This is a genomic window from Mycobacterium sp. AZCC_0083, assembly GCF_014202335.1.
Classification (GTDB): Bacteria; Actinomycetota; Actinomycetes; order Mycobacteriales; family Mycobacteriaceae; genus Mycobacterium.
The window spans coordinates 152,544-172,884 of the sequence record NZ_JACHGP010000011.1; the positions used below are offsets into that span (position 1 = coordinate 152,544).

The 20,341-nt window shown below is 64.6% G+C and carries 18 protein-coding genes; 11 read left to right on the plus strand and 7 right to left on the minus strand.

Going from position 1 to position 20,341, the window contains the following annotated elements; translation table 11 throughout:
* Positions 1 to 86 precede the first annotated feature (86 nt).
* The gene (locus HNP02_RS26690) at positions 87 to 911 is read left to right on the plus strand and encodes a MarR family transcriptional regulator (RefSeq protein WP_184443760.1); all 825 of its coding nucleotides are present in this window, start codon (positions 87 to 89) and stop codon (positions 909 to 911) included.
* 43 nt (positions 912 to 954) lie between these two features.
* On the opposite strand, the gene HNP02_RS26695 is transcribed toward HNP02_RS26690, so the two are convergent.
* Together HNP02_RS26695 and HNP02_RS26700 are read right to left on the minus strand one after the other, a co-directional pair.
* A complete protein-coding gene (locus tag HNP02_RS26695) occupies positions 955 to 2,223 on the minus strand; it encodes an FAD-dependent monooxygenase (protein ID WP_184443641.1) in 1,269 nt (422 codons plus the stop codon).
* Positions 2,220 to 2,372, minus strand: a complete 153-nt coding sequence (locus HNP02_RS26700) for a hypothetical protein (RefSeq protein ID WP_184443642.1) — start codon at positions 2,370 to 2,372, stop codon at positions 2,220 to 2,222. Before HNP02_RS26700 ends, HNP02_RS26695 begins: the two co-directional genes overlap by 4 nt.
* A gap of 176 nt (positions 2,373 to 2,548) precedes the next feature.
* On the opposite strand from HNP02_RS26700, the gene HNP02_RS26705 reads away from it, so the two are divergent.
* The 3 genes from HNP02_RS26705 to HNP02_RS26715 all read left to right on the plus strand — a co-directional run bounded on the left by HNP02_RS26705 (position 2,549) and on the right by HNP02_RS26715 (position 6,409).
* The gene (locus tag HNP02_RS26705) at positions 2,549 to 3,073 is read left to right on the plus strand and encodes a tat pathway signal sequence (RefSeq protein ID WP_184443643.1); all 525 of its coding nucleotides are present in this window, start codon (positions 2,549 to 2,551) and stop codon (positions 3,071 to 3,073) included.
* Positions 3,074 to 3,194: 121 nt separating this feature from the next.
* Entirely contained in the window at positions 3,195 to 4,043 is an 849-nt protein-coding gene (locus HNP02_RS26710) for an aldo/keto reductase (protein ID WP_184443644.1), read from the plus strand.
* A 17-nt stretch (positions 4,044 to 4,060) separates the two neighbouring features.
* Complete coding sequence (locus HNP02_RS26715) at positions 4,061 to 6,409, plus strand: FdhF/YdeP family oxidoreductase (RefSeq protein ID WP_184443645.1); 2,349 nt, start codon at positions 4,061 to 4,063, stop codon at positions 6,407 to 6,409.
* 211 nt (positions 6,410 to 6,620) lie between these two features.
* On the opposite strand, the gene HNP02_RS26720 is transcribed toward HNP02_RS26715, so the two are convergent.
* The 3 genes from HNP02_RS26720 to HNP02_RS26730 form a co-directional block, all read right to left on the minus strand.
* Positions 6,621 to 6,944: a DUF202 domain-containing protein gene (locus HNP02_RS26720; RefSeq protein ID WP_184443646.1), complete on the minus strand. Its 324-nt coding sequence runs from the start codon at positions 6,942 to 6,944 to the stop codon at positions 6,621 to 6,623.
* On the minus strand, positions 6,941 to 7,333 hold the full coding sequence (locus tag HNP02_RS26725; RefSeq protein WP_184443647.1) for a DUF202 domain-containing protein: 393 nt from the start codon (positions 7,331 to 7,333) through the stop codon (positions 6,941 to 6,943). The genes HNP02_RS26720 and HNP02_RS26725 overlap by 4 nt, the downstream gene beginning before the upstream one ends.
* Positions 7,334 to 7,413: 80 nt before the next feature.
* Positions 7,414 to 8,637, minus strand: a complete 1,224-nt coding sequence (locus tag HNP02_RS26730) for a S1C family serine protease (RefSeq protein WP_304611019.1) — start codon at positions 8,635 to 8,637, stop codon at positions 7,414 to 7,416.
* 254 nt (positions 8,638 to 8,891) lie between these two features.
* Here HNP02_RS26730 and HNP02_RS26735 point away from each other — a divergent pair, with 254 nt between their 5' ends.
* From HNP02_RS26735 to HNP02_RS26750, 4 genes are all read left to right on the plus strand, one after another.
* Entirely contained in the window at positions 8,892 to 10,484 is a 1,593-nt protein-coding gene (locus HNP02_RS26735; protein ID WP_184443649.1) for a FadD7 family fatty acid--CoA ligase, read from the plus strand.
* Between the two features lie 698 nt (positions 10,485 to 11,182).
* Entirely contained in the window at positions 11,183 to 12,430 is a 1,248-nt protein-coding gene (locus tag HNP02_RS26740) for a zinc-binding dehydrogenase (protein ID WP_184443650.1), read from the plus strand.
* Between the two features lie 251 nt (positions 12,431 to 12,681).
* Positions 12,682 to 13,938: an oxidoreductase gene (locus HNP02_RS26745; protein ID WP_255506973.1), complete on the plus strand. Its 1,257-nt coding sequence runs from the start codon at positions 12,682 to 12,684 to the stop codon at positions 13,936 to 13,938.
* Between the two features lie 131 nt (positions 13,939 to 14,069).
* On the plus strand, positions 14,070 to 15,536 hold the full coding sequence (locus tag HNP02_RS26750) for an aldehyde dehydrogenase (protein WP_184443651.1): 1,467 nt from the start codon (positions 14,070 to 14,072) through the stop codon (positions 15,534 to 15,536).
* 81 nt (positions 15,537 to 15,617) lie between these two features.
* Here HNP02_RS26750 and HNP02_RS26755 read toward each other — a convergent pair whose 3' ends face one another.
* Entirely contained in the window at positions 15,618 to 16,373 is a 756-nt protein-coding gene (locus tag HNP02_RS26755) for a FadR/GntR family transcriptional regulator (RefSeq protein ID WP_184443652.1), read from the minus strand.
* 243 nt (positions 16,374 to 16,616) lie between these two features.
* Between HNP02_RS26755 and HNP02_RS26760 the strand changes: the two genes are divergently transcribed.
* From HNP02_RS26760 to HNP02_RS26770, 3 genes are all read left to right on the plus strand, one after another.
* Entirely contained in the window at positions 16,617 to 17,186 is a 570-nt protein-coding gene (locus HNP02_RS26760) for a flavin reductase family protein (RefSeq protein ID WP_184443653.1), read from the plus strand.
* A 62-nt stretch (positions 17,187 to 17,248) separates the two neighbouring features.
* Entirely contained in the window at positions 17,249 to 18,592 is a 1,344-nt protein-coding gene (locus tag HNP02_RS26765; protein WP_184443654.1) for an amidohydrolase family protein, read from the plus strand.
* A 33-nt stretch (positions 18,593 to 18,625) separates the two neighbouring features.
* Positions 18,626 to 19,465 carry an oxaloacetate decarboxylase gene (locus tag HNP02_RS26770; RefSeq protein ID WP_184443655.1) on the plus strand — a complete coding sequence of 280 codons (840 nt, stop codon included), beginning with the start codon at positions 18,626 to 18,628 and terminating at the stop codon, positions 19,463 to 19,465.
* A 58-nt stretch (positions 19,466 to 19,523) separates the two neighbouring features.
* On the opposite strand, the gene HNP02_RS26775 is transcribed toward HNP02_RS26770, so the two are convergent.
* Entirely contained in the window at positions 19,524 to 20,312 is a 789-nt protein-coding gene (locus HNP02_RS26775) for a FadR/GntR family transcriptional regulator (protein WP_184443656.1), read from the minus strand.
* Positions 20,313 to 20,341: the final 29 nt, after the last annotated feature.

Consider the following 20,341-nt stretch of genomic DNA (forward strand, 5'->3'; position numbering starts at 1 on the left):
GGACATTAATATTGAGTATTTGGACGCATAGTAGGGAGGTGATCGTGGGCAAGTCAACGCCGAAGTCGCCACCGACCCGCCGCGCGATGGACGTGGTTGCGGCACTGGCGGATTCGATCGACGGCTACACGTCAGCCGAACTGGCCAGGCGGTGTGCCATCACCACGTCGACGTGTGCACTGGTGTTGGCCGAGCTGGAGCGAGGCGGTTGGGTGGCCCGCTACGACGACCGCCGATACGGGCTGGGCAGCGGATTGTTCGGCGTGGTGCACGGTTTGCGCAGGCAGTTCCCGCTGCTCGATCGCGGCCGCGACGCGCTAGTGGAGCTGCACGAGCGCCTCGGTGCGGGCTGCTCGATGTCCAAGATCGGCGACCGGCATCTGACCACCGTCGACACCGTCGGACATGCCACCGACGGTGAGCACGCGGTCGGTCATCGCTTCCCGATCGATCCGCCGTTCGGTCTGGTGGCGATGGCGTGGCGTGATGACGTGGCCGTTGCGGACTGGTTGCAACGCGTCACGCCACGGTTGACCCAGACCGACATCGAGGACCATCGCCGGGTGCTCGGCGACATCCGGCGGCGAGGCTACGGAGCGTGGCGCTTCGACGACGCCTCCGTGTCGCTGCACGATCGCCTCGTCGGTCTTCTCGCTTCGCTGGAACCTGCCACGTCAGTGACGCGCCAACTGAGCACCCTGATGACCATGGTCACGCTGCAGTCGGTGACTCGGACACTGGAAACAGAGCTCGTCACAGCCGAATTCGTGGTTCTACCGATCTTCGGAACCACCGGCCAGCCGGAGTACCAAATCGAGATCCATCTCGCCCGCACAGACGGGCTCACCCTCGATGAGCTCGATGCCGCCCTTCGGTCCGCCCAGGATCTCTTGGCCCCCGGGGTGGCCTGACGCGGGACCCTTCCGTCGGCAACGGGGTGCGACGGTGCCGCGCTCATCGAGAATTCCTTTTCCGGAATCGGGTCAGCCAACCCGCTGGCACTTCGGCTCGAACGTGCCCATCGGTGTCTCCGTTGTGGTCGTCACCGGCCGGCAGCGTGCTGTCGCCGGCTACGCGCAGCCCGAATGGTGCCGGGTCGCCGACCCGCCAGGTGCCGTCGATCTGCAAGCTCCGACCGGCCACGCGGGCCCGTTGCATGGCACGCCGGGCCACCGGTAGCTGGCGAGCTTCCCAGCCCTTCAACCGAAGTGGGACGTGCCGCGGAGTGGCGCCGAGCAGAGCCTCGCCCAGTTGCCAGGCATCGTCGGCCGCCTTGGCGGTGCCCGCAGCGATGTGTGGCCGCAGCGCGAATGCCGCGTCGCCTATCAAGCAGGTTCGACCGAAGGCCAACTGCGGAACCCCTAGGTCGACGATCACCTGGATGAACGGATCGGCGCTTTGTCGGACGACCTCGGCGAGGGGCGCCGGGAGTTCGGTGTCCGCCGCCGAATGCAGCTGTTCGACATGCTGAGTCTGGACCGCACCGGGTGGCACGGTCAGCTGGGCTCTGGAACCATGTCGATCCGTGAGCAGGTTGGCCAGGTGCTCGCCCTCCGCGACATTCCGATACCAGAGCCAGTTGCACAGCACGGACCCGTCCGGGCCCGGAATGGGATAGGTCAGCAGGTGGCCGCGGGGGAGGATCCGGTAGGTGACCGCGTCGCGCAAGACGTCCGCCGTGCGGGCGCTCAGCTGATCGCGGTCGATGGTGCCGCGCCACGCCAGATACCCGGCATAACGTGGTTCGTTGTGCGGCAACAGAATCCGGCGCCCCGTGGAACGGATGCCATCGGCGCACACCACGAGATCGGCCGTCAACGTCCGACCGTCGGTCAATGACACCGCGACCTCATCGCCCCGGTTCTCGAGGTGCACGAGCTCAGTCGACAGGTGGTAATGCTCGGGGCCGTAGGCGTCCAGCAAGCCTCGATACAACTCGAAGTACGACGCGAACCGGTATGCGCAGGGTCGCTCGTCAGCGATGGCGCCGTCATCTCCGATATACCGAAGCCTGCTGGCCGACACCCCGATGTCGCCGATCGCCCGGCCGGCCCGCTCCACCAGATAACGAATGGTGCTCGGGTGCGCGACGATGCCGGCGCCGCGCCCTTCCAGCGGCACCGCACTGCGCTCCAGAACGTCGACGTCCCATCCCCGGTCCCTGAGAACCAGCGCGGCCGTGAGCCCGCCGAGCGATCCCCCCACCACGACGGCCCGATTCATACGAGGTCTGCGTTGCCGGCGAGGGTCCACCAGGGATTGGCCCCCATGTCGGTGGGCGCGGCGGCCCGACGCCTGCCGACGCGACGGCTATCGAGCTTGAGGGTGATCACGAGTTCCAGGATGTCCGCGGCGTGACCAGATGTCGTCAATGCTGGCGTCCATCGGCGCCTTACCGTCAGCAACTAATCGTGGATTCCCGCTGGCGTATATGGCGGAGGGCAACTCAGGGACCCATGCTTGATCTACGGCCAGATGGGGCGCAGTCTGAAAGGTGCGAACTGGTCAGTTCAAGTAGCGTCAGTTCCCATGTGTTGGAGGGTGTCCGATGGGTCTCGTGGATTTGGACAGACGCTCCCTATTGGTCGCGCCACTCCTGTTGGCGGCGACCGCGCCGGGCATCGGCTTCCCGGCCATCGCGCACGCCGACCCTCCCGATCCACACGACACATACGTCCTACCGTTCGACGAGATATCGTTCGGGCCGTGGGGCGGCTTGCCGCCGGGTAGCGGCGAAATGGCCGCGCTCTACGGCGATCTCAATGCGCCCGGCCCCTACCTCGTGATGATGAGATGGAATCCTGGCTGGTTCAGTGCTCCCCACACGTATGCAACTGATCGGATTTGCGTCGTCGTGGCAGGCACGTGGTGGGTAAACAGTGGAGACGATTTCACGCCCGCCGACGCGGCGCCCGTTGGCCCGGGCGGATTCGTGAAACGTACTGCTCGAACTCCGCACTACGATGGCGTGCCGCACGGTCAAACCGATGCGGCCGTCATCGCCATCTTCGGGCTCGGCCCCGTTGACATTCAGTTGGTCGACGCGACGAAGCCGTCATGGCGGCAAGTGTGACCGGCGCCCAGTTTGCTGCTAGCGGGGGTGTCCGCTGGATGTCACCGGCAACGACTGGGGCCAGCCGAAGCACCATTGTGGACGGCAAGGACCGAATGGCAACGACGGACTAGGAGAAACCATGAGCGACGTTCCAGCAATCGAACTGAACACGGGTGCGCGTATCCCACAGCTCGGCTTCGGCGTCTTCCAGATCCCGCCCAAGGAGACTGCCAAGGCGGTCAGGACGGCACTCGACATCGGCTACCGGCACATCGACACGGCAGAGATGTACGGAAACGAGAAGGAAGTTGGCCAGGGTGTTCGTGACGCCGGTCTGGACCGCTCCGACGTGTACATCACCAGCAAGCTCAACAACGGCTTCCACGAGCCCGACGACGCACGACGGGCTTTCGACGGAACGCTGAGCGCGCTCGAAACCGACTACGTCGATCTGTTCCTGATCCACTGGCCGCTGCCGACGCTCTACGGCGGTGACTTCGTCTCGACGTGGAATGTGCTGGAGGAGTTCGCAGCCGACGGACGCGCCCGCAGCATCGGGGTGTCCAACTTCCAGGTCGCGCATCTCGAGCGACTGGCGAAGGAGTCCAGCACCGTCCCTGCAGCCAACCAGATCGAGGCCCATCCGTACTTCACCAACGACGCCGTCCGCGCCTACGGCAGGGAGCACGGCATCGCGACCGAGGCGTGGTCGCCGATCGCCCAGGGCAAGGTGCTCGACGACCCGGTGATCAAGAAGGTCGCCGATGTGGTCGGCAAGTCACCCGCACAAGTGGTGTTGCGCTGGCACATTCAGCGGGGGGACATCGTGTTTCCCAAGTCGGTGACACCGGAGCGGGTGAAGGAGAACCTCGCGTTGTTCGACTTCGAACTGGACGGCTCCGACATGGACGCGATCACCGGGCTCGACAAGGGCGAAGCCGGGAGAACTGGCCCCAACCCCGACAAGTTCGACTACATCCCCAAGTAGCGACGAAGGGCACCCCGATGACAAGTGATGCGACACCCACTGCGGGTGGTCTCCTCGGGCAAGGTGAACCAGGACGCCCCGCGGTAGGCCGTGGTCCGAACACCGGCGGTGAGTACTCGCAGCAGGACTATCACCATCCCGCTGCCGGCTGGGGCGCCGCACGCAGCGTGGCGAAGGTTTTGGTAGACAGCCGAGAGATTGTCGCCGGCTCGCGGGCAATACAGCGGATGAACCACGAGAACGGCGGCTTCGACTGCCCGGGGTGCGCCTGGCCGGATGACACCAAGGGTCTGCACCTGGACATCTGCGAGAACGGCATCAAACACGTCACCTGGGAGATGACCCGAAAGAGGGTGGACCGGGACTTCTTCGCGAGTCACACGGTGACCGAGCTGTCAGGATGGACCGATTTCGCGCTGGAGGACCAGGGCCGACTGACCGAACCGATGATCTATCACGCCGATTCGGACAAGTACGTGCCGATCTCCTGGTCGGCGGCCTTCGAGGTGGTGGGCTCCACGCTCCAGGGGTTGGGCAGCCCGAATCAGGCGTCGTTCTACACATCTGGACGGCTCAGTAACGAGGCGACGTTCCTGTATCAGCTGTGGGCGCGCGAGTTCGGCACCAACAACCTGCCGGATTGCTCGAACATGTGCCACGAGGCCAGCGGCCGGGCGATGACGGCGTCGTTGGGGACGGGTAAGGGCACCTGCGATCTGGACGATTGGGAGAAGGCGGACCTGCTGCTGGTGATGGGCGTCAATGCCGCATCCAACGCGCCGCGGATGTTGACATCGTTGGCCGAGGCCTACCGCCGGGGGGCGCAGGTCGTGCACGTCAACCCGCTGATCGAGGCCGCCAGTCGGCGCACCATCGTGCCGCACGAGATCCTCGCGATGGCTGCATTCCATGCCACCAAGATCGGCACGATGGACGTTCAGCCCCGCGTCGGTGGGGACCTGGCTCTGTTGCGCGGGGTCGCGAAGGTCGTGTTCGAACGCGCTCACACCGACCCAAGGGCCATCGATGACGAGTTCTTGGCGCGTTTCACGACAGGCGTGGACGACTACCGGTCGCTGGTCGAGGAGACCGACTGGGCTGACATCGTGCACCAGTCGGGTGTCGCCGAGGATGCGATCCGGCGCCTGGCCGAGGTCTATTTGGGGGCCGACCGCACGGTCGTCGCCTGGTGTCTTGGTTTGACCCAGCAGGAACACGGGGTCGACACGGTCCGCGAAATCGTGAATCTGCTTCTGCTGCGCGGCAATATCGGCCGCGAGGGGGCCGGCCCGTCGCCGGTGCGCGGCCACAGCAATGTCCAGGGCAACCGCACCTGCGGCATTAATCATCGTCCCAGCGAGCAGCTACTGGAACGGCTGGAAGCGGTGTGCTCGATCACGCCCCCGCGTCAGAACGGACTGGACACCGTCGGCACCATCAAGGCGATGCTCGACGGCCAAATGAAGGTGTTCGTCAGCCTGGGCGGGAACTTCGCCCTTGCGACGCCGGACACCGCGGCGACGTTCGCCGCGCTCGCTAACTGCGAGCTCACCGTTCAGGTCAGCACCAAGCTCAACCGCAGCCATCTGGTACATGGCCGCAAGGCCCTGATCCTGCCGTGCCTGGGTCGCACCGAGAAGGACGTCCAGCGCTCTGGCGAGCAGGGCGTCACGGTCGAGGACTCGATGAGTATGGTGCACTTGTCATTTGGAATGAAGAAGCCTGCTTCGGCGCAGCTGAAGTCCGAGTGCGCGATCCTTTCCGGCATGGCCCGGGCAACCCTCCCGGCCTCCGCCACGCCGTGGGAGTTCTACATCGAGGATTACGACCGAATCCGCGACGTGATGGCCAAGGTGTTCGACGGCTTCGAGGACTTCAACCGTCGGGTACGACTCCCGCTGGGGTTTCGGATTCGTCAGCCCGCCCGCGAGCGGGTTTTTCTCACCCCGTCTGAAAGGGCGGAGTTCTCTGCCGCACCAATGCCCGACGTCGTGCCGCCGCCGGGACGGTTGACGCTGAGCACCGTGCGGTCCCACGACCAGTGGAACACCACCATCTACTCCGACAACGACCGCTACCGCGGCCTAAAGAACCTGCGCACCGCTCTGTTCATGAGTGCCGAAGACATGCGCGACCGCGGACTTGAGGAATTCGACCTCATCGACATCACCAGCTTCGCCCGCGACGGCAGCACCCGATCGGTGTACGGATACCGTGCCGTGGGCTATGACACCCCGCGTGGCAGCGTATTCGGCTACATGCCCGAATTGAACGTGTTGTGCGCGATCGCCGACTACAGCCAGCAGAGTGGCCAACCACTGACCAAACAGATCATCGTGGAGGTCACCCCAGCCGCCGCCATGTAGTACTGCTAGTGCGTCATCCCGCAGACACGTTGATGTGTGTCCAGGCGTTGTTGCCGTATCTCCGCGGATTCCACAGCGGAGCAGGCGATTCCGGCTGTGCGACGCCGCCCACCGGCTGGTCGCGGCCGGCGGCTCAGCGTTGAACGGCCACCGCTCGCGCACGATCATGTGATGGCCTATTCGCACACGACACCCTAGGAAGCGCCGTTCGTCAAACGGGTAGGGCGACGGCCGCAACGAGGATCAGGACGAGCATCGAGACCCCAACGAGATACACCTCGCGGCGCGGCGTAATCCGTTGTGGGAGTGGACGATGGTCGAGTGCCCGTTGGCGACGCCTGGCCATCAGACAAGTGGATAGCGCGAGGGTGACGGCGAGGCCAATTGTGAAAAGGCGGATCGATCCGTTGTAGCCGTGGACGCTTCTCACCATGAGGAGTGCGCCATTGGCCAGGACTGCGAGCACCGTTCGGGTCCAGGCCAAGGCGGTTCGTTCCGCCGCTAGTCCGCCATCCCGTGGCCCGAAGTTGGTCAACCGGCAACCGCCTTGCTGATCACCATCGCGAGCGTGAGCAGCCCGATCACGATGAGTCCTGCTCCTAGGTATGCAGGTGTCGGCTGGCGGGGCAATGGCGTGCCGCGGCGCATTGCGCGATCAATCTGCTGCCACCGGAGCATCCCGACAGCAGCGGCAGCCGTTGCCAGCACCGCGAGCAAGATGCCGAGGACGTGGCGCGTTCCTGGCATCGTCGTCTCGGGGACGAGATGGACCACCGCAACCGCCGCGGCCAGTAGCCCGAGTGCCGTGCGCTGCCAGGCAAGGAACGTCCGCTCGTTGGCGAGGGTGAACCGGTAGTCGGGCTCGAATTCGGAATCGCCGTCCGGGCCGCGCTCGCTGCCCTTGTTGTCTTCGTCAACTGTCACTGGACACCGCGGACGCTACCCATCACACCGACCGCTGCCGCCGCGATTCGTATGCCCTCCCGCCGAGGCGCATCGGCTTCTTACGACTGCTCACCGTGATCCGCACCGAGCATGACGTGGGCGGTCCGGGTTACACCCAGGGAGTCGCGATAGTCCAGGGTGACGGTGTCGCCGGGCGCCTTCGTGTGCACTGCCGCAACCAATGCGTCGGCGTCGTCGATCACCTGGTGGTCGACCTTCGTAACCACCGAGCCAGGGGCCAGGCCTGCCGCCGCGGCAGGGCCCCCGCTGGTAACTCCGACGATGGGCGCGCCGTGGATGCTCGCGTCGGTACCCACTTGCACGCCCAAGGAACCGTGCGATGCCTTGCCGGTTGCTATCAGTTCGTCGGCGATGCGCTTGGCCTCATCAACGGGTATCGCGAAGCCAAGCCCGACCGAACCACCCTGTGTGCCAGGTGAATTGCCTAGTGACGCGATCGCCGAGTTCATGCCGACAAGTTGGCCATTCGCATTGACCAGTGCTCCACCCGAGTTTCCAGGGTTGATCGGTGCGTCGGTTTGGATGGCGTTGATCTCCGTTGGTTGATTCCCTGACCCGGCATCCACTGTGGACACCGGGCGGTCGAGCGCGCTGACGATGCCCGTGGTGACCGTGCTGTCCAATCCCAGTGGGGATCCGACCGCCACCACCTGCTGTCCCACGCGAAGATCGCTCGACGATCCCATCGCGATGGGCGTCAACCCAGACGTCCCCTGCGCCCGGACCACTGCGATGTCGCTCGTTGGATCGGTGGCGACGACGGTGAAGGGCACGGTACGGCCGTCGGCGAACATCGCCACGGTGTGCGCTGGGGCCGGGCCCGCTGCGGCGGTGTTGGCTGCGGCCGACACCTCGTGGTTAGCGGCCGCCACCACGTGGTTGTTCGTCATGATCAGCCCGTCGGCGGTCAAGACGATGCCCGAACCCTGTTCGCTCTCGTTGCCCACATCGGTCTGTAGCTGAACCACGCTGGGCACGACCTTCGCGGCGACCTGCTCGATCGAGCTCGTGGACACTCCGGCCGCCGGCAGCGGCACGGCGGCCGTGGCGGTCGCCGTCGTGCCGAGTGTGGACAGGTATGGCTGCACGGCCACAGCGGCAACTCCGCCGATGGATGCAGACATCACCGCCACCGCCAGCCCGGCGACCACCAACGGGCCGCGGCGAGAAGGCGTGTGCTGCTTCCGATGCGCCGGGTATACCTGGTCGAACTCAACCGGAGCGTGCGCTCCCTCGCGGTAGGGCTCGTGGGGCGGGAACATGACCATGGCTCCTAGAATCGCGTCCTGGCGCTCAGATGTCTTTAACGCTGACCCCGCCAACCCCCTGCAGCCAGCATGAAAGCCGCCATACCGGCTAGCTGCATAGACGTTTCGTCGGGTCGGGTCGCACACTGTGTAGCAGTCGATAGAAGCTGGTTATCGGACGTTCGTCAGTCGGTATTGGACGTGGCCGCTGTGCCGTATCAGCCTTGGGGATGGCGACCATGCCAACCGAGTGAGAGGAGGTGGTGGTCATGGGCGCACCCTCCGAGGCATCCGTTCGCGACGCGAATCCGTATCTGCCGCCAGCAATCACAGGACTGGCCGATCTCCTCGATCGCCACGTGCGCGATCGTCCGGCGGCTCGGGCCCTTGTCGTCACCGGGGATCGGGCGACTGTGTCATACGGCGCCCTTGGCGGGTTGGTCGAGGACGTGGCCGTCCGTCTTGGCAGCACGGGGCTGCGCCGAGGTGACGCGGTCGGCCTCGTCTGCACCAACACCATCGAGTTCGTCGTCGCGATGCTGGGCGCGGCATCCGCCGGGTTGGTGGTGGCTCCGCTGGATCCCACCTTGCCCGAGTCGCAAATGTCCGCCCGGCTGAACGGTCTGGGCGCACAGGCGGTACTCGTCGGCCCAACCTCGGAGGGCGGCGCGCCCGTCGCGGGGTTCGGCATTCCCGCATGGCAAGTCCGAGTGGACATCGCCACACGCACGGAGGCGACGGTCGTGATCGAAACCGGCACCCGTCTGGTGCGGCACGCCCGTGGCGCTGCGCACGAGCTCACGCATGACGACGCCCTCGTGCTGTTCACCTCGGGAACTACGAACAGCGCCAAAATGGTTCCGCTGACGCACGTCAACGTCGCCGCGTCCGTGCAGAGCATCTGCGAGAGCTACGAACTGGGACTCGACGACGCGACAGTCGCCGTCATGCCGTTGTTTCACGGCCACGGGTTGCTCGCGGTGCTGCTGGCCTCCCTGGCCAGCGGGGGATGCGTGCTGCTGCCCGAGCGGGGACGGTTCTCGGCCAGCACGTTCTGGGGCGATATGCGGGCGGTGGCGGGCACCTGGTTCACCGCCGTTCCCACCATCCACGAGATCCTGCTGCAGCGCTCAGCGCGCGAGTACCCGGGTCCGCAGGTCGTGCCGTTGAGGTTCGTGCGCAGCTGCAGCGCTCCACTCAACGTGATCACCGCCCAGGCGGTGGAGCGCACCTTCGGCGCGCCGGTGTTGTCCGCGTACGGGATGACCGAGACTGCGCACCAGGCGACCAGCCAACCGCTGCCGCAGCGCGCGCCCGTCAAGCAGGGATCGGTCGGCCGGGCCACAGGAGTGAGCCTTCGCGTCGTCGACCACGACGGGCACACCTGCCCAGTCGGCACCGAGGGCGAGGTGTGGGTGCATGGCCCGACTGTGGCCCGCGGTTACCTCGACAACCCCACCGCGACGGCGCAGAACTTTCTGAACGGGTGGTTCCGCACGGGTGACCTGGGCTCACTGGACTCCGACGGGTACCTGTCTCTGACCGGGCGCATCAAGAACATCATCAACCGCGGTGGCGAGAAGATCTCGCCCGAGCACGTCGAGGCTGCTCTCGCCGCGTGTGAAGGCGTCGCAGAGGCAGCCGTGTTCGCCATCCCCGACGCGACCTACGGGGAACGCGTCGGCGCGGCCATCGTCGTCGGCGAGGCCGAGAACGTCGGTCCCGAACAGATCTTGCAGTGCTGCCGCACCCAGTTGGCTCCCTTCGAGGTACCCGACCATCTGGAAGTCGTTGCTGCCCTGCCGCATACGGCCAAGGGCGCACTCGACCGGCGCGCGGTGGAACACCTATACGCGCACTGACATCGCCGGTGGTACGCGACTGGACGGCGGCGACCTCCGCTTTGGACGCCTGCTGCTCGGCGAGGATTCGCTTGGCCCAGATGGCAAGCCATTCTGCGTGCTTCCAGGTAGCAGGTAGTTCTCATCACCGGCTGGCAGGAAGCGCGGATGGCGGCTGGCCCTGATGACATCCGCCTTCACGACTGCCATTCTGAGATCAGGCGGTTCGCAGATCGGGGTGAGATCCGCCGGAAGCGCGCGAGATGCCCGTCAGCCGAATCGGTGAAAGTCGTTGTATTGCAGAGGGATCATGATTGGAATCGTCGTCCTCATCGTGATGGGGCTCCTCGTCTACGGCATCTGGCGGACCGTCGGCAAATCCGCATCCGACCAAAGGCGCAAGTGCTCGGTGTGCGGCACCACCAAGCGGACACTTCAGTGGATGAGAAGCTGGGAGGACTGGTACTGCTGGCCGTGCAAAGAGGACTGCGTCCATGCAATTCTGAATACCCTCATCGGAGAACACCCGTGACTCCCAACGCGCTGAGTGCCGATGGCTGAGAACAGGATCCCGGGGAATGATCTCGATCAAGAACCTGCCCGCGCCGACTGACTGTCGCGTAGACCGTTGACCCTTGCCGCGCTGAGGTGTTCACCAGCCGGGGATGCGTGATCGCTACGACCGGGCCGGCCCGGTCGCGACACAAGGAGAGACGCCCATGAGTCATCAAGCCAAGGTCAAAACCGACGCCGCGTATCCGCTGCCCGAGCACATGCGGGCCTGGGTGCTTGGCGATCCCGGCCAGCTCAGCCTGGTACACAAGCCAATCCCGATGCCGGGACGCGCCGAGGTGTTGGTGCGCGTCGACGCGGTGGGGATCTGTGCGACGGACCTGGAGATCATCCGCCGCGGCCCACCGGCGATGATCCATGGCGGTGGACCGTTCAACAAGATGTTCACCCCGGGCCACGAATACATGGGCACGGTCGCGGCGCTCGGACCGGGTGTGGACGAATACCGCATCGGACAGCGCGTCACCGTGGAAGTCCATGCCGGCTGCGGGCAGTGCAAGCGCTGCCGCGAGGGCATGTACACCGCTTGCCTCTACTACGGCCTGAACTACGGCGACGTCGACAAGGGCCATCGCGCCAACGGTTTCACCACCGATGGTGGATTCGCAGAATACGCCGTCAACAACGTCAACACGTTAATTCCCATCCCCGACAGCATGTCCGACGCCGAGGCAACGCTGGTGGTGACGGCAGGAACCGCGATGTACGGACTGACCGAACTCGGCGGGCTGGTGGCCGGAGAAGGTATCGCAGTCTTGGGGCCGGGACCGATCGGATTGCTCGGCGTCGCCGTGGCCAAGGCGTTGGGGGCATCGCCGGTGATTCTGACCGGGACCCGGGACAACCGCCTGCAGATCGGCCGCGCACTGGGCTCGGATCACGTGATCAACGTGCGCAATGAGGATGCCGTGGAGGCGGTGCGCCGTGTCACGGGCGGCAACGGACTGGACTACGTACTGGAGTGTTCTGGCGCACCCGATGCCGTGAACCAGGCGGCGCGCATGCTGAACCGCGGTGGCCGCATCTGTCTTGCCGCCTTCCCGCACGAGCCGGCGTCGATCGACGTCGCCCATATCGTGCGCAACAACATCTACCTCTACGGCATCCGCGGCGAGGGCAAGAGCGCGACCCGCCGCGCGGCGGCGTTGATGTCGCAGAAACGCTTCGACGCCAACAAGATCCACACGCATACATTCGGTCTCCACGATCTCCCGACGGCCCTGCGCTACGCCGGCGAACACATCGACGACGCGATCAAGGTGGTCGTCGCGGTGCGCAACGCCGAGTTGGCGCGGGCAACCGTGCGCGCGGACGACCACTCAAATCACGGAATGACCCGGGGCTCCGTCAGTGAGCTCGGTCGGGTGGGGGCCCACATGAATCCTAGGGGTTAGCCCCAAGAGGCCCACCGTACCGATAGGCGGTGCGGCCCGAAATCGCATGCGTCGCTAGGACTCCCGGAACACGGACGAATGCCCGTCGCGGGTCCTGGTGGCCTCCCCCATGGACGGGCCGGACACATTCCAGTTCGCCAATTGAGTTTGACCGGACATATGAGCGAAACGCTGCGAAACGGTCGATTGCTCGTGAGCGGCTGGCCGATCCACCTCGCTCAACTCCCATTCAACGTCGACGCTCATTGGTCTTGACAGAGACCAGCATGTTCAATATATTCATCATGATGAATCCCAACGTAGTGGACATGACCAGGACTTCTCCTGTTCTCGCACCCAGGTGTGCGGCCGCGGATGTCGTTGAACGGATCAGGGACCTGCACCCGCTGATCTCGGGCAACTCCGCGGATGGCGAGAGGAATCGCCGACTCTCGCAGACCACCGTTGACGCCCTACAGGAGGTGGGAGCTTTCAAGATCGCTGTGCCGGCTCGGCTCGGTGGTCTCGAGTTGAGCGTTCGCGATCAACTCGACGTGATCGCCGCAATCGCTGAGGCTGACGGCAGCGCGGCGTGGGTGACGGTGCTGTACGCCCAGTCTGCGTGGACGATGGGGACGGAGTCCGAGGAAGACCAGCACGAGGTCTTCGCGGCCGACCCGGACGCGCGGATGAGTGGAATACTCTCGCCCTCGGCCAGAGCAACTCCGGTCGACGGGGGCTGGCGGCTGACCGGTCGCGGCTACTCCGCCACCGGCTGCTCGCATGCCACCTGGATCGCGGTCAATAGCTACCTGCTCGACGACGCCGGTGAGGTCGTGGGGTTGGGCACGCTCCGCACGCCGATCCAGGACGTGACGATCGAGGACACCTGGTTCGTTTCCGGAATGCGCGGAACAGCCAGCAACTGTGCGGTGTGGGACGACGTATTCGTGCCGGCGAATCGCATGTCTCCGATGGCCAGGTTCATCGAGGGGGACTATCCGACGCCGTTCAAGGACGAAGTGCTCTACCGCGCTCCCTTGTCGTCAGTCTTGCTCACCCTGATGCTGGGGCCGCAGCTGGGACTTGGCAAGGCCGCGCTGGAGTTCGTGGTCTCCAAGGTCGGCAAAGCCATCGCATATACGCACTTCCAGGCGCAGTCCGAGTCGACCGGGTTTCAGATCCAGATCGCGCGAGCGGCGACACTGCTCGAGACAGCCCGTCTGCACGCGTACCGGGCGGCGGAACGCCTCGGTGAGTGGTCTGAGCAGGACCACTATCCGAATCTCCTCGAGCGGGCGTCGATCAGGACACATGTGAGCGCGACGCTCGAGAGCACGAATGAGGCAATCAACATGCTCCTCTTCGCTCATGGCGCGGGTTCGTTCGCAGAATCCAACCCGTTGCAGCGGATCTGGCGGGACTCCAATGCCGTTGCTCGGCATGCCTTCTCGTTGCCGGAGGTCAATTACGAGACCTACGGAAAGGCCCTGCTGGGGATCGAGGAGCAGATCTCACCCTTGGTCTGACGGGGGGCTCCCGGCGCCCAGCAAGGAAATCAGGCCGGAAGAGGTTCCGCCGGCCTCGATACCTCCGAAACGCACGACAAATCCTCAAGAACCATCCGAAGCAAGAAAGACGAACAGAACAGGAAACACGCATGTCCGTGAAATTTGCAAACCCGGTCCTGCCCATCGCCGAACGCGGCTTGATCATCGGAGACGCCCGGGTTACCCGGACCGGTGCCGGAACACTCCCGATGCACTTTGCCGGCACCGGCGAGGTACAGGCCGAGATGCCACAGGCGGGCATCCCCGAAATCGATCAGGCAGTGGCAGCGGCTCGCGCCGCCTTTCCGGCCTGGCGGAACACGTCGCCGGATGAGCGTGGGCACATCATCTACAAGCTGGCAGATCTTCTCGAGCGTGACAGCGAGCGCCTGGCGGCGCTCATCACCTACGAGACCGGCAGGCCGATCACCGAAGCAGCTGGCGATGTGACGATCACGATCAATTGGACCCGGTACTACGCGGGCTGGGCCGACAAGATCGATGGGCGCGTTGTCTCCACGCGGGCGGGCGTTGGCGGGCTCAACTACGTCTTGTACGAGCCGTACGGCGTCGTCGCCGCCCTCACGCCGTACAACGTTGGGCTGATGAGCCAAGGAATGAAGGTTCCGGCTGCACTGGTGGCCGGAAACACCGTGGTCGTCAAGCCTGCCGAACTCACCCCGTTCACGGCGATCGCCTTTGCGGAACTCGCACTGGAAGCCGGACTGCCGGACGGTGTCCTGAATGTCGTGACCGGCGGAGCCGCAGAAGGAGACCACCTGGTCCGTCATCCGGACGTGGCCAAGGTCAGCTTCACCGGAGGAACCGCCACAGCGACGAAGATCCTTACCTCCGCGGCAGCGCTGAACAAGCCGGTCACCCTCGAACTCGGCGGGAAGTCCGCGAACATCGTCTTCCCGGATGCCAACCTCGACTTCGCGGTGCCGTTCTCCTTCGTAATGGGCTCGACCGCCGCGTCCGGGCAGGGCTGCATTCTCGCCACTCGCCTCTTTGTCCACGACGACATCTTCGACGAAGTCGAGGCCCGGCTCACCAAGACGAGCCTCGCCTTCCCCCCAGGCGATCCGCTCGACCCGGCCACGCAACTGGGGCCGGTCGTGTCCGAGGGACACCGCGACCGCATCCTCGGAGTGGTCGACCGAGCCAAGAACGACGGATCCGGTCGGCTGGTCTACGGCGGCGACCGGCCCGACCGACCGGGATACTTCGTCAACGCCACGCTCTTCAGCGATGTCGACAACGACAGCCCGCTCGCTCGCGAGGAGATCTTCGGACCGGTGCTGTCCATGCTTCGGTTCAGCACGGAGGAAGAAGCCATCGCCAAGGCCAACGACAATCAGTACGGCTTGGCGGCCTACGTCCACACCCATGACCTGGGTCGTGCGCACCGCGTTGCCCGCGAGCTGGAGTCCGGCCAGGTCGGCATCAACGGTGCCAACAGGATCTCGCCAGGTGCACCGTTCGGCGGAGTGAAGCGAAGCGGCATCGGCTCGGAAGGCGGCTGGACCGGCCTCCAGGAGTTCCTGCACCCGAAGAGCGTCTTCGTCGGCGGCTGACTCGGAGCAAGGTGCCGGCCCGCAACCTTCCGGGACGCGGGCCGGCACCTTGGCGGGGTGGCAGCATCCGAGCCCAGCTCGTCAGCTATCTGGGCCGGATTCGACTCTGGTGAAGAATTGGAAGGGATTACCGGTGTTGACGGCGCTCCTGGCGCGAGCGAGGTCGTGCGTGGCAATGGCTTCGACAAGGTTCGTCACATCGTCGAGGAACGCGCGGAGTACCGAATCGGCCGGGACGAAAGGCGTTTCGTGACTGAGACGCTCCAAATACATTTCGACGATGATCTTCATGAATGAGCGCAGAGTCCGTCCGGAGCAAATTCCGATCATGGCCACGTAGAGTTCGACGCTCGCCTCGTGCATGTGCTCGGCCTGACGTCTGTCGGCGGCCTCCGTGAGAGCAGCCAGCCGCTCTCGCAATTCCCGACCGTCTTCGGCGGTCCCGCTTCGGGCGGCGTCGGCTACGAGAAGTGGGGTGAGTGCCTGCGCGATGCTGTCGACCTCGACCGGGTTGGGTGGGGGACCATCAGGAGAAATCACGTCGTTACGGAGTTTGGTCAGCACCGACTGTTCCGCGACGAAGACCCCGCCGCCAGGGCCCCGGCGGACCGCAACGATTCCTCGTGATTGGAGCAGTCGCAGAGCCTCGTTGAATGTTCCAACCGAGACATTGCTCTTGACCCGGAGTTCTTCCTTGCTGCCGAGGCGATGCCCTGACGGACGCGACGCTGCCAATTTCGTGATCTGTTCCAGCACGATCTCCGCGCGTTGCTTCGGCGGCGCAGCGACTTTGCGCCACAGCTCCCGCTCCCATGCCGGCTCGTCCTGAGTTGTCATCGCTGATCCGTATCGCTGTGTTCCATAACCGAGCTGCACCCCTTGAGTCGAAGGACATGAGCGAGCGACACAGGGCCTCGATCAGCTCCCTCCGTCGCGGGCCGCGGGGAACCGCCGCTTCCGCACAGGCTGGCGGGTCGGCCAGTGAATGCCGGCGAGCCTGCTGCGCCGACACGAGCCCTTGACTAACTAATCTATCATGGAGCACAATCATAATGATGAATATAATGAATAGGAGCGTCCATGCACACTCAACTCGAGCGCAGTTCGGTCGCGAACGAAGACTTCGCCTCTGGGTCGGGTCTGTCAGCAAGTGAGTTCAAGGCGGCGTTCCGCAACCATCCGGGCGGAGTGGCTCTGGTCACGGCGCGCGGGAAGGAGGGGCCCGTTGCGATGACGGTGAGTTCGCTGGTGTCGGTCAGTGCCGAACCGCCGCTCCTGGCCTTTTCCCTGTCGGACCTCTCCAGGAGCTCAGCCACCATCAGGCAGGCGGAAACGATCGTCGTGCACCTGCTCGATTCGGCCCGCGTCCAGCTGGCGAAGCTGGGCGCCACCGGGGGAGTCGATCGTTTCGCCGACGCTTCCGCCTGGTCGCAGCTCGAGAGCGGTGAACCCTATTTTCATGCCGCTCCCATACGGATCTTGTGCCGAATCGTCCACGAGGTTCGAGCAGGGGCAGCGACGATCGTCATTGCACACGCCTCGCGACTCGTATCCGAGCCGCTGGAGGAAGTGCCCGTCCTAGACGCGGCTCCGCTCGTGTACCACAACCGGCATTGGCATGCACTGAGCGGTCTGTCGGAGATCGAGTAGGCGGCTAGCAATCCAGCGCTTCGCCACACGACCTGCTTCCTTCACGTAGACGGGAAATCCTGATGAAAGACACCTTGTACCACGGTGCGCGCCTGATTATCGGCAACGGTGCGCAACCCGTCGAGAACTCCGAACTGGTGGTCCGGGGCGGTCGTATCGAATATGCCGGCCCGGCCATCTCGGGGGATATCAATGCCGGTTCGCACCTCGTCGACCTGACTGGCAAGACCATCATGCCTACGATCGTGAATCCCCATGGGCACATCGGATACATGAAGAATGGGGTCGCAGACAAGGCGTACTACTCCCGCGCGAATGTCCTGGATCATCTTCGCCGCCTCGCCTATTACGGGGTCGGCGTGTTCCAGTCACTCGGCACAGACCGTGATGACATGGAGCTGACTCTGCGCGACGAGCAGCGGGCAGGAACGCTCGAGGAGACCGATCTCGCTACGCTGCTGACGGCCGGTGCCGGCCTGGTCGCGGCTGGCGACGGATCCCCCAATGGCGGACCGTTCTTCGCCACCGACGTCGTCGTGGAAGTGTCGGATTCCGGGACCGCTCGTCAACGTGTCCGCGAACTCGTGGCCAAGGGGCCGGATGCCATCAAGTTCTGGGTCGACGATCGTTGGGGAACGAGGGCCAAGCCGTCGCCGGACGTCTGCTCCGCGATCATCGACGAAGCCCACACGCTTGGCGTCAAAGCCATTGCCCATATCTACACTCTCGAAGACGCAATGGTCGTCGCGCGAGCCGGTGTCGACGGTATTGCGCATATGGTTCGGAGCCCAGGCACCACCCCTGAGCTCATCGACCTTCTCAACGCGAACGACATCTTCGCTTTCACGTCGCTGAGTATCCAAAGACCAGACGGCGAAGCGTGGCTGGACGATCCGGCGCTGGCAGAGACGGTATCGCTGCCGGTCATCGAACGGGCAAAGGAGGCGATCAGATCTCGTTCACCTGAAGACGTGCGAGAGCGCCAGGACTCATATGTCCGACTGGAAGAAGGGTTACGCGAGTACCTCGATGGCGGGGTACGGATCGTGCTCTCTGCGGACACCGGACTGCTGACCCAGTTCGTCGGCTTCGCCGAACATCGCGAACTCGAGGCCATGGTTCACGCCGGCATGCCGGTTTTGGCGGCGATTCGCGCGGCGACTCAGGTGCCCGCCGAGATTCTCGAGCTGCCCGACCGGGGCACGCTGGAGCGGGGCAAGCAGGCCGACTTCATCGTGTTGAACAGCAACCCCATCGAGAACATTGCCAACACCCGAGACATTGCGGCGGTCTACCTCAAAGGCTCTGCCGTTGATCGCGCGAGTCTCCGAACGATGTGGGCTTCCGAGCCGACGGAGTTGGACGAGCCGACTACCTTTCAAGGCTTCGCCCGGCCTCGTTCGTAAATGAGGGCTTTCGAGAAAGAGGAGGCAATGTCAGTGAATCTCCGTGCCGCCATCGCGGCCAACAAGCCGTTGGTGGTTCCCGGTGTCTATGACGGCATCTCTGCCCGGATAGCGGCGGACCTCGGCTTCGATGCCGTCTACATCGGGAGCTACGCAACCGGCGCCACCAAATACGGACTGCCTGACCTGGGGTACATCGGGGCTGAGGACATGGCAGATCAGGTGCGACGGATCGCAGACCTTGTCGATGTGCCGATCATCGTCGATGGTGAGGGCGGCTTTGGAAATCCTCTTCAGGTAGCTCGAACTACCCGGCTACTCGAGCGGGCCGGTGCCAGTGCGATGCACATCGAAGACCACGATTTCGGTAAGCACATCAGCGCGGAGCCGCGCGTACTTCCCGTCGCCCTGGCCTTGGACAAAATCAAGGCCGCGTTGGATGCGAAGAATTCATCCGATTTCCTTGTCATCGCCAGAACGGATGCGATCGGTTCCCTCGGCCAGGATGAGGGGCTCACACGTGTACTCGCGTTCCAGGATGCCGGGGCTGACGCTGTCATGGTGCCCGGTCGTCTCGACGACGACGGCTGGAACGTCCTCGTGGGCGAGGTCCATGTGCCGGTCATCTATCTCAACCAACCGAGAATGAGTGCCAAGGAGTTGGGAGTTCTTGGTGCCGATGTCGTTCTCTACTACGCCTTGGCACACTTCGTAGCGCAGAGCGCCATGCACTCGGCGTTGAGCCAGCTTGTCGACCACGGCTCGAGCGTTGCGCTCGAAGGCACGACGACCACGATGGCTGATTTCGACTCCTTCCTGGGCATCGAAGCAGCCAGGGCAGACGCGGCTCGCTGGGGCCTGCTCGAGGGTTGACCTCGCACTAGTGGAATGCGTGCGCCGGAACAACTATCACATCGAGGGATTGCGATGGTTACGGAAGTTCGCGCGGGTTCCGCTCACCCGCATGGAGACTGAAGGGCACCGTCTGGATGGCGCGGCCGTCGTCTGACTTGAGCCAGCGTCGGTGCAGTCGTACGAGGTACTTGTCGAGCTCGGCCGCGGCAGCTTCGACTTCGCCCTTCTGCAGCAGCGTGATGAGGCGGCGCCGGGCGCGGATGACGAAGGTGTGGTCGGGGGTCTCCAGGTGCGGGACGACGCCGCGGAGGATCGAAGTAAGCGACTCGACCAGAACCATCAGCACGGGGTTGTCCGCGGCTTGTGCGAGCAGGGTGTAGAACTCGGTTAGTACGAGGCTGCGTTCCACGCGGTCGGCCTCCGCGCTCAGTGCGGCCCCGGCGTCGGTGTTGGCGACGAGCCGGTCGAAGTCCTCGGGAGTGAGGCGCGGTCCGGCGACCCGGACGACCAGCCCGCACTGCCACCGCATGCAATCTGTCAGATCCTTCAACGAGAAGTCCGTCAGCGACAGGCTCTGACTGATCGTCGACGCGATGGCCGAGGAGCCCGGCCGGGTGATGAACGCCCCGCCCTGCCGACCGCGGCGCAGCGTGATCACTCCGCTTACCTCGAGCATGCGAAATGCCTCGCGCACCGTGTTGCGGCTGACCATGAACTGCTCGGCCAGTTCGCGCTCGGACGGCAACCGGTCGCCCGACGAGAGCTGCCCACTGCTGATCAGCTCCTGTACCTGAGCGATGATCTCGTCATAGACCCGGCGCGGCCGAGCGGGCCTGAACAGAATGGCGGTTGGGTCGGAAGTCACCTGGTGTACCCCTGCTTTCTCACTCCGGC

Excerpts from the sequence above, each read along its gene's own strand:
- HNP02_RS26750 (WP_184443651.1), top strand. The coding sequence starts at position 14,070 with ATGTCCGTGAAATTTGCAAACCCGGTCCTGCCCATCGCCGAACGCGGC.
- HNP02_RS26730 (WP_304611019.1), bottom strand. The coding sequence starts at position 8,637 with ATGTTCCCGCCCCACGAGCCCTACCGCGAGGGAGCGCACGCTCCGGTT.
- HNP02_RS26705 (WP_184443643.1), top strand. The coding sequence starts at position 2,549 with ATGGGTCTCGTGGATTTGGACAGACGCTCCCTATTGGTCGCGCCACTC.
- HNP02_RS26765 (WP_184443654.1), top strand. The coding sequence starts at position 17,249 with ATGAAAGACACCTTGTACCACGGTGCGCGCCTGATTATCGGCAACGGT.
- HNP02_RS26760 (WP_184443653.1), top strand. The coding sequence starts at position 16,617 with ATGCACACTCAACTCGAGCGCAGTTCGGTCGCGAACGAAGACTTCGCC.
- HNP02_RS26740 (WP_184443650.1), top strand. The coding sequence starts at position 11,183 with ATGAGTCATCAAGCCAAGGTCAAAACCGACGCCGCGTATCCGCTGCCC.
- HNP02_RS26710 (WP_184443644.1), top strand. The coding sequence starts at position 3,195 with ATGAGCGACGTTCCAGCAATCGAACTGAACACGGGTGCGCGTATCCCA.
- HNP02_RS26695 (WP_184443641.1), bottom strand. The coding sequence starts at position 2,223 with ATGAATCGGGCCGTCGTGGTGGGGGGATCGCTCGGCGGGCTCACGGCC.
- HNP02_RS26735 (WP_184443649.1), top strand. The coding sequence starts at position 8,892 with ATGGGCGCACCCTCCGAGGCATCCGTTCGCGACGCGAATCCGTATCTG.
- HNP02_RS26755 (WP_184443652.1), bottom strand. The coding sequence starts at position 16,373 with ATGACAACTCAGGACGAGCCGGCATGGGAGCGGGAGCTGTGGCGCAAA.
- HNP02_RS26715 (WP_184443645.1), top strand. The coding sequence starts at position 4,061 with ATGACAAGTGATGCGACACCCACTGCGGGTGGTCTCCTCGGGCAAGGT.
- HNP02_RS26690 (WP_184443760.1), top strand. The coding sequence starts at position 87 with ATGGACGTGGTTGCGGCACTGGCGGATTCGATCGACGGCTACACGTCA.